Annotated in this window: 11 protein-coding genes and 1 pseudogene; 6 read left to right on the top strand and 6 right to left on the bottom strand. The window is 66.9% G+C overall.

Annotated features, from left to right (window positions below; translation table 11 throughout):
* Positions 1-11: 11 nt before the first annotated feature.
* Complete coding sequence (locus ACYVN4_RS12880) at positions 12-1406, bottom strand: lipase family protein (RefSeq protein ID WP_460720668.1); 1395 nt, start codon at positions 1404-1406, stop codon at positions 12-14.
* A gap of 96 nt (positions 1407-1502) precedes the next feature.
* On the opposite strand from ACYVN4_RS12880, the gene ACYVN4_RS12875 reads away from it, so the two are divergent.
* From ACYVN4_RS12875 to ACYVN4_RS12865, 3 genes are all read left to right on the top strand, one after another.
* Positions 1503-2219, top strand: coding sequence for a TetR/AcrR family transcriptional regulator (locus ACYVN4_RS12875; protein WP_460720666.1), 717 nt, complete (start codon positions 1503-1505; stop codon positions 2217-2219).
* Positions 2220-2294: 75 nt separating this feature from the next.
* Positions 2295-3464, top strand: a complete 1170-nt coding sequence (locus tag ACYVN4_RS12870; protein ID WP_460720664.1) for an SMI1/KNR4 family protein — start codon at positions 2295-2297, stop codon at positions 3462-3464.
* A complete protein-coding gene (locus ACYVN4_RS12865; protein ID WP_460720662.1) occupies positions 3461-4270 on the top strand; it encodes a hypothetical protein in 810 nt (269 codons plus the stop codon). Before ACYVN4_RS12870 ends, ACYVN4_RS12865 begins: the two co-directional genes overlap by 4 nt.
* Here ACYVN4_RS12865 and ACYVN4_RS12860 read toward each other — a convergent pair.
* A complete protein-coding gene (locus ACYVN4_RS12860; RefSeq protein ID WP_460720660.1) occupies positions 4258-5190 on the bottom strand; it encodes a LysR family transcriptional regulator in 933 nt (310 codons plus the stop codon). The two genes, ACYVN4_RS12865 and ACYVN4_RS12860, sit on opposite strands and share 13 nt — an antisense overlap.
* Before the next feature lie 69 nt (positions 5191-5259).
* On the opposite strand from ACYVN4_RS12860, the pseudogene ACYVN4_RS12855 reads away from it, so the two are divergent.
* A pseudogene (locus ACYVN4_RS12855) lies at positions 5260-6561 on the top strand (MFS transporter); the annotation flags it as partial.
* Positions 6562-6600: 39 nt separating this feature from the next.
* Here ACYVN4_RS12855 and ACYVN4_RS12850 read toward each other — a convergent pair.
* The 4 genes from ACYVN4_RS12850 to ACYVN4_RS12835 all read right to left on the bottom strand — a co-directional run bounded on the left by ACYVN4_RS12850 (position 6601) and on the right by ACYVN4_RS12835 (position 12197).
* Positions 6601-8934: an MMPL family transporter gene (locus tag ACYVN4_RS12850; protein WP_460720658.1), complete on the bottom strand. Its 2334-nt coding sequence runs from the start codon at positions 8932-8934 to the stop codon at positions 6601-6603.
* A 102-nt stretch (positions 8935-9036) separates the two neighbouring features.
* On the bottom strand, positions 9037-10215 hold the full coding sequence (gene fahA, locus ACYVN4_RS12845; RefSeq protein WP_460720657.1) for a fumarylacetoacetase: 1179 nt from the start codon (positions 10213-10215) through the stop codon (positions 9037-9039).
* 57 nt (positions 10216-10272) lie between these two features.
* Entirely contained in the window at positions 10273-11478 is a 1206-nt protein-coding gene (locus tag ACYVN4_RS12840) for a homogentisate 1,2-dioxygenase (protein ID WP_460720655.1), read from the bottom strand.
* A gap of 92 nt (positions 11479-11570) precedes the next feature.
* Entirely contained in the window at positions 11571-12197 is a 627-nt protein-coding gene (locus ACYVN4_RS12835; RefSeq protein WP_460720653.1) for a TetR/AcrR family transcriptional regulator, read from the bottom strand.
* A 155-nt stretch (positions 12198-12352) separates the two neighbouring features.
* Here ACYVN4_RS12835 and ACYVN4_RS12830 point away from each other — a divergent pair, with 155 nt between their 5' ends.
* Together ACYVN4_RS12830 and ACYVN4_RS12825 are read left to right on the top strand one after the other, a co-directional pair.
* Complete coding sequence (locus ACYVN4_RS12830) at positions 12353-14272, top strand: acyl-CoA dehydrogenase family protein (protein WP_460720651.1); 1920 nt, start codon at positions 12353-12355, stop codon at positions 14270-14272.
* A gap of 69 nt (positions 14273-14341) precedes the next feature.
* Positions 14342-15295 carry an oxygenase MpaB family protein gene (locus ACYVN4_RS12825; RefSeq protein ID WP_460720649.1) on the top strand — a complete coding sequence of 318 codons (954 nt, stop codon included), beginning with the start codon at positions 14342-14344 and terminating at the stop codon, positions 15293-15295.
* The last annotated feature ends 51 nt before the right edge of the window (positions 15296-15346 follow it).

The following is a 15346-nucleotide window of genomic DNA, read 5'->3' as shown; positions in this document are numbered from 1 at the left end:
ATCCGGTCTGATCAGCGCTCTTGCGGTCCGATGGGCCAGCCGAGTGCGCCGAAGGCCGCGTTCAAGGCGATCTCGGTCTGGGTGGCCAGTGCGTCCACATTGGCGTACATGCTGATCACATTGTCGGTGCGGCAGCCCACCGGATCGACCGCGCCGGGAGCCAATCGCGACTTGATCCAGTTGAAGGCATCGGCCATACCGAGCGTGGTCAATGTCAGGTGCTCGCTGAGGTGATCGCGCTTGTAGTAGACGGAAGTTCCACCGTCACACCACTGTTGGACCATGCGGTCATTCGTGTACCAGGGCACCGCCTCGTCGTAGACGCCCTGATAAACCATGGTCGGTGCGGTCGGCGGATTGCTGCCCAGCACAGTCGAATCGAAGACCTCCTTGATTTCCGGCAGCGCCAGGAAATCTGCGATCGGAATGGTCATCATGCGCTGGTAATCGGTGAACATCAGGTTCAGCACATTGCGCACCAGACACTGATTCGCGGTGCGGTCCATGATCGCCCGCCCCTCTGGCGTCAGGTACTTGTCGGTGGTCTCCGCGAACTTCGGGTACGCGTTGCGCAGTGACGCGATACCGACACCGATCAGGCTGGCGAACATGGAACCGTTGACGTGCAACAGGGATTCGACATCAGACACCGGCGCGCCCATGGCGATGGCCTTGACGTTCAGCTCCGGCGCGTAACTCGGCTGCATCTCCGCCGCCCACCCGCTGCCCATGCCGCCACCGGAGTAACCCCACAGTGCGACAGGTGTATTCGCGCCATCCAAGCCCAGTGGCTGGAAGGCCTCGGCGGCGCGCACGCTGTCGAGAATCATGTACCCGGGTTCCTTGGCGACTGCGAGATGCCCGTTCATCCCCTCGTAGTCGGGAACGTTGATGGCGTAGCCCTGGCTGATGGATGCCGCCAGCTCCAGGTATTCGACCGTGGAGTGAATGCCCTCGAGCGCGGGCAGCCCACCGCCCTGCTGCAGCACGAACGAGGGTGCGCAATTCGGTGAGGTGCTGTCGTAGAAGAACTGATGCGAAACCAGTGGCCTGCCGTGAGAAGTATTGGCCCCCTCCGGAATTGCCACCGTGGTGGCCGCGACCGTCGGCTGCCCGAACAGATCGGTGGTGCGGTAGAGCAACTGCCAGGACCGCACGTGCACGGGCAACACGGTGAGCACTGCCAACTGCACTTCGCGGGTCCGCAGAATGGTGCCCGGATCACTGGCCTCGAACCCGTCGGGCGCTTGATAGAACGGATCCACATTCAGCGGTTCCGGTTGCGCGGCAGCCGATCCCGCGGTGACGCCCCCCAACAGTACGGCCGAAGCGGCCGTCAATGCCGTCGCGAGCGCGACGGCGAGCAGCCGTCTTCCCCGCTTTCGGCGATCCCCTTTGATTGCCACGTCTCTGTTCCCTTCCTCGACGTGACAGCGATTACAACACGGCATCCACCTACCAACAAGATGTCTTTCTGAAACGAGCTTGGCTATCGTCTAGGCATGTCCCGCAGCAAATCTGCCGCGCCGACCGAGCGGACCGCCGTACCCAGCGACCGGACACCGGTGGCACGGCGCCGGATCCGCGGCCTCGACGCCGACGAACGCAGCGCCCAGCGCCGCCGTCAACTGCTCACCGCCGCCACCGATCTCTTTGCCCGCCAGAGTTATTCGCTGACCTCGATCGAGCAGATCTGTCAGCACGCCTACGTCGGCACCAAGGGCTTCTACGATCACTTCGACAGCAAGGAGGCCTGCTACACCGCCCTGCTGGTCCAGATCAGCACCGGCATCCAGCAACGCGTGGCCCAGACCGCCGTCGAAACCGCAGCCGCCGACTGGCCCACCCGCCGCGCCGCGATCGTCGCCGCCTTCGTCCACGCCATCGCCGACGACCCCCGCCTCGCCAAGGTCACCTTCGGCGAAGCGGGCGGCATCTCCCCGGCCGTCGAAGCCCAGCGCCGCACCAACCGCCGCTGGTCCGCCGAATTCCTGAAACACCAATGGCTGCAAGGCAACCCGGACACCGACCGGACCTTGTTCCCCTTGGCCCTCGCCACCATCGGCGGCATGTTCGAACTCGTCGCCGACTGGCTCCACCACCACGACGACGGCGGCGCCCCCGATTCCGTCGAAACCCTCACCGCCGATCTCGAGCACTTCGTAGCCGTGGTCGACGCTGGTCGTGCCGCTTCCGGCCGACGCCGAACACCGGATTAGGACACTTTTCCGATACCCCGCTGTCGGTGCCCGTGATTACCGTCGATGCGGTACCCGGCGGAAAGGGCTGTCGACGTGGAGTGGAAACCGTGGTTGTCCAGGTGGAGCGAGGAGTGGATTCGCGGCTCGGAGCCGGGGACGGTGGAACCGGAGGTGGTGCGCGGCCGGTGGCTCGGTTTCGCGCCCGCGAGTGAGTCCGAGGTCGCCGCCGCCGAGGCACGAATCGGGCGGACGCTGCCGCCGTCGTATCGGGAGTTTCTGCTGACCACGAATGGGTGGCGGAATGCCGGATACTCCGTGAGACGGATGCGCGACACCTCCAACCTGGGGTGGCTGCGGGATCTCGAATCGAATTGGGAGTCTTGGGAAGAGCTGAGCTCCGATCCCAATCCACAACCGGAGAACGGGAATCGATTCACCCGGGGCCTGCTGATCTCCCTGGATGTCGACCTCGGCGTGCTCTTCCTCGACCCGGGCGATGTCGATGCCGCCGGGGAGTGGGCGGCCTATGACCTGGGCGCGTGGAACGAGTCGGGGCCGACGCGGTACCCGTCCTTCTCGGCCCTGATGGAGGACCTCTACGCCGAAACCCACCGGATGTTGCAGCCCACGGGGGACACCCGCGACCAGTGGGACGTGCAGGTTGAACAGGCTCGGCGCGACGCGCTCGCCGGCGATACCAACAGTGCCACAGCACTTCTGGTAGAGGCCGAGAAGTTCGGGCGGGAGCGCGCCACACTGTTGCGGGTGCAGCTGCAGCTCTTCCTCGAGCGGGAGTCGAGCCTCACGAACCAATCGCTGAGCCGCGTGCTGCGAATGGACGCCGTGTCCGAGGGATTCCTCACCACTCCGCTGTTCACCGAGGAACTGCTGCCCTACCTGTTCGTGCAGCACGCCCGCGATTCGCGACCGTACCTGGCCACGGTTCTCCAGGGCGCGATGATCGAACAGGCGCCGGTGATCCAGCTGGCCATCGGCGAATACCAAGCCCGACTGCGATATTCGGGTCCAGCCCTGGACTTCGGCGATCCCGGGTTCGACGCCCTGATCCGGCAGGCCCTGGCCGCCCACCCCAGCGATTCCGAAGCTCTGTGGCAGGCCGTCCGAACGGCCATGCGGCACTGGGTCCCACGCTCCCCCGACCACATCGCACCCGTCGTCCTGCTCGCCCATCCCGTCCTGGCCGAGATGTTCACTCCCGAACGCGGCCGCGAACTACTGTCCCTGCCGCGAGGTGAGAGATGACCGAATACCCCAGCCGCGAGGACATGGCGGCCGAACTGATCAGGCGCACCTGCGGCAACAACCACGATTTCCCCGAAGAATCGTGGACGGCAACGGAATTCGAGCTCGATGAGGTCGGTCGTCGCGTCAATATCCGGCGTGTTTCCTGCGCGAGGTGCGGATTGATCCGGGTGACCCGATGGAATGAGCCCGAGCGCACCGGGGGTGTCTACGCGATTCTGAGCACGAGCAGCTACGAGGACCCCGAACCGGGAGACCTCCCGGACATCGGTGCGCTCGTTCGCCGGATCACCGACGAGGAGTACGCCGAATTCGTTGTGGCACAGGGATTCACCGAGCCTCCGCGCTTCGTCGCGCCGGACCGGCGGGCCACCGCGGTTCCGGAGCGGCGCGAGGTCAGGCTGCGGATTCGGGGGAGTCAGTTCCATCTGCTCGATTACGGTGGCAGTCCGCTCGCCACTATTCTTCCGATCCCGCCGCACGCCGAGTCGGCCGACACCATCGCCGCGGTCCGGGGCGCCGCGCTGTTCTGGACACCCATGCCGGACGGCGAACTCGTTCTCACGGTGGTCATCTCGCCGACCGACCCGGGGCCGGACCGCTCTTATCCCCACATCGCCGAGTTGAGCTGCCGGTACGACTACGGCCATGTGGTGCTCCATGAGCTGGCGGGCAGTGAGGTGCCGCTCCCACCGTTGCCCGGCGGGCACGGGGACTACCGCCTGCGGTTCCATACCGCGGAATCCGCTTGCCTGCTGCAAATGTGGAACCAGCCGCGCACGAAACCGCTGGTTCACCCGGCCTGAGCGCCCGTCAGCATGATGTCGCGGAGGGCGTCGCGGAGCCAGCTGTGGGCGGGGTCGGCATCATTGCGGGGGTGCCAGGCCATTGCGTAAGGGAGCGGCGGGGTTTCGATCGGGAGATCGAAGGTGGCGAGGCCCAGCTGGTGGGCCAGGGGGCGGGCGCAGGCGGGGATATTGCCGAGTAGGTCGCTGTTGCGGAGGAAGAAGAGGGAACCGGTGATGCCTGCGACCGACGCGGTGACTTCGCGGCGGAGGCCCCGGCGGGCGAGGGCTTCGTCGATGGGGCCGGTGAGGCGGCCGCGGCGCGAGGCGGCGAGGTGGCGGGCCGCGACGTAGTCCTCGAGGTGAATCTTTTTGTCGCGCAACAGGGGATGGCCGGTGCGGGCCGCGCCGATCATGCGGTCGTCGAAGACCGGGGCGACGTGGATTTCGGGGGCGCGGTCGCCGATGATGCCCATTTCCAGGTCGGCTTGGCCGTCGCGGAGCATGGGGGTGTCGGTGTGGCCCTCGTTGAGGAAGCGCAGGGTGATGCCGGGCGCTTCGGCGGCGGCGCGTTCGACCAGGGCGGGGCCGAAGACGGCGGCCATGGCGTAGTGGGCCAGGACGGTCAGGTCGCGGGTGACCGTGCGGAGGTCGGCGGTCCGGGCGGAGGAGAAGAGTTGCTGGACGCGTTCGACCAGATCGCGGACCTCGGGGGTGATGGCCAGGGCGTGCGGGGTCGGCACCATGACGCGACCCGCGCGGACCAGGATCGGGTCGCCGATGCTGCGGCGGATGCGGCCGAGCGCGCGGCTGACCGCGGGCTCGGAGAGCTGCAGGCGTTCGGCCGCACCGGTCACGCTGTGTTCGGTGAGCAGGGCGTCCAGGGCGACCAGCAGGTTCAGGTCCAGGCCCCGGAGATCACTGGATTGCGTGCGGTGCATGTATCCAATGATAAAGATGCATTTGAGTAATTGCCCGAGCGACTTTAGCGTGGAATTCGTTCCGTCCGAATGCTGACGGAATTCCAATTCCCCATTGCCGTTTGGAGTACATCCATGTCCACAGTCGTGTCCGGAATGCCGGTCACCACGGCGTCAACGAAAGAAGCCAGAGTCGCCGGACCGCCACGCGCGGTGCTGCTCGCCCTGTGCGCCTGCATCATGGTGGCGCAATCCATGGTGGCGGCGATCAATCTGTCCATTCCCCTGCTGGCCGCCTCGTCCCTGCATCCGCGGCCCGCCGAGTTGTTGTGGGCCGTCGACGCCTACGTGATCGTGTTCGCCGCGCTGCTCATACCGGCGGGCGCGTTCGGCGATCGGTACGGGCGCAAGGGCGCGCTGCTGAGCGGGCTGGGCCTGTTCGCGGCGGGCGCGCTGACCAGCGCCCTGGCCGCGTATCCGGCGGTCCTGATTGCCGGGCGTGCCGTCTCGGGCGCGGGCGCGGCGCTCATCATGCCCGCCACCATGTCGATTCTGGTGCAGCTGTGCCCGGACGCCCGGACGCGGGCGCATGCGCTGGCCACCTGGACACTGTCGCTGGGTCTCGGTGGGGCGCTGGGCAATATCGGCGGCGGGGTGCTGCAGGAGTTCCTGCCGTGGCAGTCGCTGTTCTGGGTGATGGTGCCGACCGGGCTGCTGCTCATCGTGGTGGTCGCCGTAGTGACCCCGAAAACCCCACGCCGCGAGGCGAATCAGGATCCGCTGGGCGCGCTGCTGCTCACCGCCGGATCGGTCGCGCTGCTCTACGGCATCATCGAGGGCCCGTCACACGGCTGGGGTTCGGCGGAGGTGCTGGCCGGATTCGGGCTGGGCGTCGTGCTGATCGCGGTGCTGATGTGGCATTCGCTGCGTTGCCCGCATCCGCTCATCGACCCGCGCGTATTCCGTTCCCGAGCGCTGTCGGTGGCCGTATTGGGCACGGCCACCACGTTTTTCGGGCTCTTCGCGCTGTTCTTCGTGAACTCGCAGTACCTGCAATATGTGAAGGGCTTCTCCCCGGCGGCCGCGGGCCTGGCCATCGTGCCGCTCACCATCGGCATGATCCTGGTGCCCCGCTACGCGGTGCGGCTGGAAGCGAAGCTGGGCCCGCGGATTCCGGCGGCGGGCGGGCTGGCCGTCATCGGCGCGGGCCTGCTGCTGGTCGCCACCGCCGACGCGAGCACCCCGTATCCGCTGTACGCGGTCTACCTCGTGCTGCTGTCGTTCGGGATGGGCTTCGCCGCACCGGTGCTCACCCACGGTGTGATGGCGAACCTGCCCACCGACCGCTCCGGCATGGGCGCCGGATTGAACTCCGCCGCCCGCGAATTCGGTGCAGCCGTCGGTGTCGCTGTGATCGGCACCCTGATGGCCTCACACGCGGGGGACGGCGCCCGCCATCCGGTCGCCTTCGCCGACAGCATGGGTCTCGGCCTCGGTGTCATCGGTGCGCTGGTGCTGGTAGCCGCCGGTGTGGTCGCCCTCGGCTACCGGCGCTGACTCCTCCAACCCGATCCGCTTGTGCAGCGCCGCAAGCGGTTTCGGGGCCCACCAATTGCCGGTGGACATCAACCGCATGAGCGCCGGGGCGAGCAGGCCGCGAATGATGGTGGCATCCGACACCACCGCCAGCGCCAGGCCGATGCCGAACAGCTTCATGGGCGCGACCTCGGAGGTGGCGACCGCCAGCAGCACCACCGCCATCAAACCCGCTGCGGCGGTGAAGATCCGGCCGGTGCGGGCCACCCCGAGCGCCACCGACCGGGTATTGGCTTCCCTGCCACGATCCGAGGCCAGCCACTCCTCGCGAATGCGGGACAGCAGGAACACCTCGTAGTCCATGGACATGCCGAAGGCCAGGCAGAACATGAGGATCGGCATGAACAGGTCGAGGCTGCCGGTGGAGGTGAAGCCCAGCAGCCTCGACAGGTGACCCTGCTCGAAGATCCAGATCATCGCGCCGAAGGTGGCGGTCAGCGAGAGCATATTCAGCAGCAGAGCCTTCACCGGGAGCACCACGCTGCCGGTGAACAGGAACAGCAGGATCAGCGTGATGATCGCGATCAGTCCGGCCGCCAACGGGATTCGGCTGATCACCGAGTCCATGGTGTCCTCGTTCAATGCCGCCGCACCGCCGAAGAGCACCTCGCCCGGCGCGGGCACCGCCCGCAGGGCCGCGAGTTGCGCCTTGCCCGCGGGGGAGTAGGGAGCGACCGTGGTGCCGACCGAGAGATAGGCCCCGCCCGGCCCGATCATCTGCGGGACACCGGCCGCCATCTTCTGACCGGCCGCGTAGACGCCGTCGCCGGACAGCACCGCCGCGACGCCAGGCACCTCCGACAGCTGCTTGGCGTACGCGCCGATCTCCTTGGCGTCACCGTGGAATCCGGGCAGCACGACCACAGCGCTGGACGCCATATCGGCATTGAAATCCTGCCGCAGCGCGTCACCGACCTGACGGCTGGACGCGAACGTGCCGATCACCCGATCGTCGGGTGTCCCGAAATGTGCCCGCAGGAACGGGGATCCGAGCGCCAGCAGCACCGCCGCCGCGACCACCGCGACCGGCAGGGCGCGCTTCATCACGCCGGTGACCAGCCGATACCAGAAGGTCTGCTCGACCGGTTTCGGCGCGGGCTCACCACGACCGAACAGGCGGCGCACGGGTTTCCGCAGATCCCAGGCGTTCACCCGATCACCGAGCAGCAGCAGCGCCGCGGGCAGCAGGAGCACCGATGCGCCCACCGCCGCCACCACGACGGCGACACCGGCGTAGGCGAAGGACTTGAAGAACGGCTGCGGGAACACGGCGAGTGCGGCCAGCGCCAATGCGACGGTCAAACCGGAGAACACCACGGTGCGACCCGCCGTCTGCACCGAACGCAGAATCGCCGCCCGGGTGTCGAGACCGTTGCCCAGCTCTTCGCGGTACCTGCTGACGATGAACAAGCTGTAGTCGATGGCCAGCGCCAGCCCGAGCGCGCTGGTCATATTGAGCGCGAAGATCGACACGTCCATGACCGTGGTCAGTCCGCGCAGAATGCCCAGCGTCGCGGCAATCGCGAACAGCCCCACGCCGACCGGCAGCAGCGCCGCGATCACACTGCCGAACACCAGCACCAGCAGCAGCGCCGACACCGGCACCGCGATGGCCTCGGCCAGCAGCAGATCCTTCTCGACCTGATGGTTGATGTCCGCGAAGCTGCCCGCCATGCCGCCGACGCGCACCTGCACGCCATCGTGGTCACCGTTCAATTCCGCGGACAGATCGGCGGCCCGGTTCTGCACGTCGGTGTCGGTACCGGTGACCGTCGCCATGATGAGCCCGCGCTTGCCGTCCTTGCTCTTCAGCGCGGTCGCCAGATCGGAGCGGGTCTGCAGGCTGGTCCAATAGGACTGCACGCCGGTCACATTCGGGTCGCTGCCGAGGGTATCGGTGACGCGCTGGGCCTCCGCGCGCACATCCGGGCTGTTCACGCCGCCGTCGCCGCTCACCATGACGATGAGATTCGGATTGCCGCCGGGGAAGTTCTTCGTGATGACGTCGTTGGCCTGCACCGACTCCAGCGAATCGGTGAGGTAGCCGCCGCCGACCATGTGGTTCTTGACGGTGGCCCCGAAGCCTCCGCAGATCAGCATGAGCATGAGCGCGGCGACCAGGACCGCGCGCGGGCGAGCCATGGCGAACCGGGCAGAACTGGTCAACATTGACGCAACCTCCGACGGTCTTCAGACGGTCGGAACGGTAGCGTTCCTGGTCTACCGCTCGGTAGGTTCAGTGACGATGCTCATGGCGATGCGGTCCTGCTATCAAATGGCTTTCGTGACTCGGCCGCGGACCTCGCCCAATTCCAGGTGGCCACCACCGACCGCCGGGGCGGTGGCGGTGATGACTATTTCGTCGCCGTCGTTGAGGAAGGTGCGCTGCACCCCGTTCAACTCGATGGGTTCGGTGCCGCCCCAGCTCATTTCCATCAGCGATCCGCGCTCTGCGATCTCGGGACCGGAGATGGTGCCGGAGGCGAAGAGGTCGCCGGTGCGGGTGGAGGCCCCATTCACCGTCATGTGCGCGAGCATCTGCGCGGGCGACCAGTACATCCGGCGGAACGGGGGAGTGGAGACCAGGTGGCCGTTCCATTCCACCCGCAGCTCGATATCCAATCCCCACGCCGCACTGTCCCGCAGATACGGCAGCGGTTCGGGAAGCTGCGCGGGCAGCGGAATCCGCGCCTCGGTCAGCGCGTCGAGCGGCGTCACCCACGCCGACAGGCTGGTCGCGAAGGACTTGCCCAGGAACGGGCCCAGTGGTTGCCCCTCCCACGCTTGGATGTCGCGCGCCGACCAATCGTTGACCAACGCCACCCCGAACACATGCTCGGCGAATTCGCCGGTCCCGATGGGTGTTCCGAGCGGTGAACCCGCACCCACCAGAAAGCCCAGCTCGGCCTCGATGTCCAGGCGGCGGCTCGGCCCGAAATCCGGTGCGCCGGAATCCGTCCGGCGCTGCCCGTGCGGCCGGATGACATCGGTACCCGACACCACGATCGTGCCCGCGCGCCCGTGGTATCCCACCGGCAGATGCCGCCAATTCGGCAGCAGCGGTTCCCCGTTCGGCCGCAGCATGCTGCCCAGCGCGGTGGCGTGATCGAGGCTGGCATAGAAGTCGACGTAGTCGCCGATCTCGACCGGCAGATCCAGCCGCACCGCCCGCACCTCGTGCACCGCCGCCGCGGGCAATTCCGAGTCGGCGGCCGCGGTGACCCGCTCGCGCACCTCCCGCCAGCACTGCGGCCCTTGCGTCATGAAGGCGTTCAGGCTGGGCTGATGGAACATCGGATCATCCAGCGCCACCGCCAGATCGATGATCGAATCACCCAGCCGCACCCCCACCCGCGGCTCCTCGCCCAGCGGACGGAACACGCAGTACGGCAGATGCGTCGGCCCGAACCCGGACCCTTCCGGCACCTCGATACGCACCCGGCTGCTCATCTCCCCATTCACCTTCCCCGTCACCCACCGCTCCGCTCGTCGCTCGAATCCACCGGTTCACACCCATTGGCTCGGGCCGCGACCCGACCAGGTCCAGGCGTAGCCCGGATCCTCACACGCCATCGCACCCTCACCCAGCTGCAACGGATGGAAGGTGTCCACCATGACCGCCAGCTCGTCGAAGAATTCCAGGCCGATGCTGCGCTCGTAGGCGCCCGGCTGCGGCCCGTGCGCGTACCCGCCCGGATGCACCGACACCGACCCCTGCCCGATCCCGGATCCCTTGCGCGCCTCGTAGTTTCCGCCGCAATAGAACATGATCTCGTCGGAGTCCACATTGGAGTGGTAGTAGGGCACCGGAATCGACAGCGGGTGATAGTCCACCTTGCGCGGCACGAAATTGCAGATCACGAAGTTCTGCCCCTCGAACGCCTGATGCGCGGGCGGCGGCTGATGCACGCGGCCGGTGATGGGTTCGAAGTCGGCGATATCGAAGGTGAACGGGTACAGGCAGCCGTCCCAACCCACCACATCGAACGGGTGGGTGGCGTAAACCAGGCTGGTGCCCACGATCTGACCGGCCGGGCGATGCTTGACCAGCACCTCCACATTCTCGCCCTCGGCCGTCGCGAGTTCGGTCGGCGCGTGCAGATCCCGCTCGCAGTAGGGCGAATGCTCCAGGAACTGACCGTATTTCGAGAGATACCGCTTGGGTGGGGTGATGTGACCGGAGCCCTCGATAATGTAGGCGCGCAACGGTTCCGGCCCGTCGGGAATCCAACGGTGGGTGGTGGCGCGCGGGATCAGTACCTGATGGCCCTGCCGCACCGGCAGCGACCCGAATACGGTTTCCACCCGCCCCGAACCGGATTCGATATAGGCCAGCTCGTCACCGACCGCATTGCGGTACAGCGCCGACTCCTTCAGCGCCGCCACATAGGAGATGCGTACGTCGGCATTGCCGAGCAGCAGCCGCCGCCCGGTCACCACATCGCTCTCGCCCGGTTTGTCGCCCAGGAAGAGTTCGTGCAGCTTCAGATGCCGGTGCCGCAGTGGATGATTCGGGTACAGCCGCTGCTCGGGCAGCACCCACACCGACGAATCCACAATGGCCGGAGGCAATCCCCGGTGATAGAGCAGCGAGGAGTCGCCGGAGAAGCCCTCTTCTCCCATCAGCTCTTCGTAATAGAGCCGACCCTGCGCATCCCGATGCTGGGTGTGCCGCTTGGGCGGCACCGATCCGACCTGCCGATAGAACGTCATCGCGGCCTCCCGCATTGACCGATGGTCTCTTTGCCCATCGTAACCATCGGATTGCGGGCAGGACCCGATTTCAGGCGTGCCTCAGCGCCTTCCTACGCGTGCCGCAGCGCCCGGTAGACGGCCGCTCCGACGAACTCGCCCAACGTGTCCGGGGTCCAGTCGCCGGGGTCGGAGAGCAGGGTGCGGACCGCGCCTTCACCGGCCGACACCCACAGTTCGACCAGCGCGGGCAGCTTGCGTTCGGCGTCTTCGGTACCCCACGCCTTCAGCGTCGGCCGCAGGCGGCGGGTGCAGCGCTCGACCGCGAGCAGCCGCCCCTTGCCGAACGAATCCGCCACGGCCGGATCGGGATTCCCGTACAGCAGTCGCCAGCTGTCGGGTCGCTGCGACACCGTGTGCAGCAACGCGCGGAAGCCCTCCACGAACACCGCCTCGTCGGCTTCGACGCGGCGGCGCGGCAGCACATCGAGAATGCCCGCCACCAGGTACTCCTCCTCGCGCTGAATCAGCGCCTGGAGCAGTTCGACCCGATCGGTGAAGCAGGCGTACACGACGGGCCGGGTGACTTTCATGCGGTCGGCCACCGCGGCGATGGTCACCGCGGCGATGCCGTCGGCGACGGCGATCTCGAGGGCGGTGTCGAGGACCTGCGGGCGCCGGCGTTCGGGACCCAGATGCCGCGCGCGCTGGCGTGGTCGTATCGCCGAATCGGTACCCATGCGCACCGACGATAGCAGTGTGCGCGGAGGGGGGAACGGCTGGTCCGCAGGGGTAACAAGATCGTTTCCTACATCGCTGCACAAAAATGCTACATTCACGTAGGAAACCACCCGGTTGAGCCGAGGACGCCCCCGGCCGGAGGAGATGGATCCCGATGAGTCAGAGCCTGTTCAACCCGAAGACCTGCGAATTCGCCGAATTCGATCCGGAGTCCCGGCGACTGCTGCGCGCCACCGTCGATTACTTCGAAGCCTTCGGCAAGGTCCGGCTACTCGCCGAGAGCCGGGACCGGGTCTGGTACGCGGACTTCCTGGACTTCATCAAGCGCGAACGGGTCTTCGCGACCTTCCTGACCCCGGCCGAACAGGCGGGCGACGACCCGAACAAGCGCTGGGACACCGCGCGCATCGCCATGATGAGCAAGATCCTCGGCTTCTATGGCATGCAGTACTGGTACGTCTGGCAGGTCACCATCCTGGGCCTCGGCCCGATCTGGCAGAGCGCGAACGCCGAGGCCAAGGCCCGCGCGGCCGGGCTGCTGGAATCCGGCGAGATCTTCGCCTTCGGCCTGTCCGAGCAGGAGCACGGCGCGGACATCTACTCCACGGACATGGTTTTGGAGCCGAAACCGCGCGGCGGGTACACCGCCACCGGCGGCAAGTACTACATCGGCAACGGCAATCTCGCGGGCATGGTGTCGGTCTTCGGCCGCCGCGCCGACAAGCCGATCATCGACTCCGCCGACTTCATGCGGAAGATGACCGACGAGGAGTACTCCGGCTATCTGTTCTTCGCCGCCGACTCCCGGCACAAGAACTACAAGCTGCGCAAGAACGTCGTCGACTCCCAGATGTACGTCGCCGCTTTCGATCTCGACAAGTACCCGGTCGCCGAATCCGACATTCTGCACACCGGGCGGGCCGCGTTCGACGCCGCCATGAACACCGTCAATGTCGGCAAGTTCAACCTCGGTTTCGGCGCGGTCGGCGCGTGCGAGCACGCCATGTTCGAGGCGGTGAACCACGCGCACAATCGAATGCTGTTCGGGCACCGCGTGACCGAGTTCCCGCAGGTGAAATCGCTGCTCGCGGACAGCTACGCGCGGCTGATCGGCATGAAGCTCTACAGCGAGCGGGCCATCGACTACATGCGCAGCGCCAACGAGAACGACCGGCGCTACCTGCTTTTCAATGCCATCGAGAAGATGTCGGTCACCCGGCACGGCCAGAAGCTCTACGAGGACCTCGCCGATGTGATCGCCGCGCGCGGCTTCGAGAACGACATGTACTTCCCCATGGCCATGGTCGGCATGTTCGGCCTGCCGCGCCTGGAGGGCACGGTCCACGTCAACATGGCCCTGTCGCTGAAGTTCATGCCCAACTTCATGTTCCATCCCGCCGACGCCGCACTGGCGGCGCTGCGCTACCTGCCGGGCGCGGGTGTCGCGCCCAAGGGTGCGGTGCGCGCGGTGTCCGGCGCGCTGAGCTGGACCAGCCGTCGCGCCGGTGGCCCGGCCGCCACGGCGGTCCCGGCGCTGCGGGCCGAATTCGCCCGTGCCGCACACGCTCCCGTGCCCACCCGCCGCGACAGCGCCGACGACGAATTCCTGTTCCGGCAGGGCCCGAGCAGCGGTCTGGGCAAGATCCGCTTCACCGACTGGCGTCCGGTCTTCGAGAAGTTCGCGCACATCCCGAATGTCGCGGTTTTCCTGGAGCAGGCGCTCGCCTTCCAGACGCTGCTGGCCGCCGCCACCCCGACCGCGGCGCAGCAGGAGGACGTGGACTTCCTCTTCGCTCTCGGCGAGCTGTTCACGACCCTGCCGTACGCCCAGCTCATCCTGGAGCAGGCGGAAATCGCGGGGGCCGACGAGGCCGTCCTGGATCAACTCTTCGACCTGTTCGTGCGCGAGTTCTCCAAGCACGCCCTGACCCTGCACACCAAGCCCACCGCCACCAAGGCCCAGCAGGTCCGTGCCTTGGATCTGGTCCGTCGCCCGGTTGCTTCGGATGCCCGCTTCGCGCGGGTATTGGAGCAGGTCACGGCGCTTGCCGGTGTGTACGAGATGAACCCCTGAACCAAATGCTACATTCGTGAATGAATAGGCTGATTCGCCTAGCCATCGACACTGCAAAGGAGCAGAACGATGACTGAGAAGACCGCGCGTCCCCAGTTCGACGCACCCGCCCGCACCGTCCGCGAGGTCGACTACGGCTTCTTCGGCCCGGGCTCGGTCACCTGGAAGTTGTGGACCGCGCCGACCGCGCTCATCGGATTCCAGCGCGCGGTCACGCTCGAGCACTTCGACCCGGATCTGACCGCGGCCGTGGCCGATGTCGGCGGCATCTACGCCGACCCGCGTGGACGGCTCGACCACACCTTCGCGTACTTCCTCATCGCGGCCGTCGCCGACAGCCGCATGGCCATCGAGGCGTCCGAACACCTCATGCAGGTGCATGCCAAGGCCACCGGTATCGAGCCGATCAGCGGAAAGCGCTACAGCGCAAACAATCCCGACTCGCAGCTGTGGATTCATGTCACCGGCTGGCACTCGGTGCTCAAGTGCTACGAGATGTACGGGCCCGGCCCGCTGAGCCCGGAGGAAGAGGCGCAGTACTGGCGGGAGTGCGTCATCGCCGCCGAACTGCAGACCTGCCGCCCCGAGGATGTCCCCACCTCCCGCGAAGAGGTCCGCGAGTACTTCGAACGCGTGCGTCCGCAGCTGTGCAGCTCCGAACGTGCGCGGCGCGGCATGCACTACCTACTGTTCACGCCCAGCGAGAAGGGCATGAGCCTGTGGGCGGGCAGTCGCCTGGTGGCCCCGGCGGCCATTGCCACGCTGCCGAAATGGATGCGCGAGACCGGCGGATTCGACCAGCCGGGCGTGCTCGATGCCGCCTATCCGCCCGCGGTCCGCACTGCCATGGCGGCGCTGAAGAACGACCAGTTGAAGCTGAAGGTGGCCAAGCATTTCATCGGTCGCATGACTGGACGTCTGCTCGAGGAGCACATGCGAGCCGGGGTTCCCGCAAATCCGGTGACCGTCACTCCGGCGCAGGCCAAGGAACTGTACGGCCGTTCAGCACGCTCGAGCGCATAACGGCGCGGTTAACATTTCGGGGTTTTTGCCGGTCGGAAGGGCCTTCCCGGG

The sequence above is a fragment of the Nocardia heshunensis genome, assembly GCF_054782115.1.
The sequence above is the reverse complement of the archived record's forward strand: the minus strand, read 5'-3'. Positions and strand labels throughout refer to the sequence as shown.

Excerpts from the sequence above, each read along its gene's own strand:
- ACYVN4_RS12875 (WP_460720666.1), top strand. The coding sequence starts at position 1,503 with ATGTCCCGCAGCAAATCTGCCGCGCCGACCGAGCGGACCGCCGTACCC.
- ACYVN4_RS12865 (WP_460720662.1), top strand. The coding sequence starts at position 3,461 with ATGACCGAATACCCCAGCCGCGAGGACATGGCGGCCGAACTGATCAGG.
- ACYVN4_RS12860 (WP_460720660.1), bottom strand. The coding sequence starts at position 5,190 with ATGCACCGCACGCAATCCAGTGATCTCCGGGGCCTGGACCTGAACCTG.
- ACYVN4_RS12850 (WP_460720658.1), bottom strand. The coding sequence starts at position 8,934 with ATGTTGACCAGTTCTGCCCGGTTCGCCATGGCTCGCCCGCGCGCGGTC.
- fahA (WP_460720657.1), bottom strand. The coding sequence starts at position 10,215 with ATGAGCAGCCGGGTGCGTATCGAGGTGCCGGAAGGGTCCGGGTTCGGG.
- ACYVN4_RS12840 (WP_460720655.1), bottom strand. The coding sequence starts at position 11,478 with ATGACGTTCTATCGGCAGGTCGGATCGGTGCCGCCCAAGCGGCACACC.
- ACYVN4_RS12835 (WP_460720653.1), bottom strand. The coding sequence starts at position 12,197 with ATGGGTACCGATTCGGCGATACGACCACGCCAGCGCGCGCGGCATCTG.
- ACYVN4_RS12830 (WP_460720651.1), top strand. The coding sequence starts at position 12,353 with ATGAGTCAGAGCCTGTTCAACCCGAAGACCTGCGAATTCGCCGAATTC.
- ACYVN4_RS12825 (WP_460720649.1), top strand. The coding sequence starts at position 14,342 with ATGACTGAGAAGACCGCGCGTCCCCAGTTCGACGCACCCGCCCGCACC.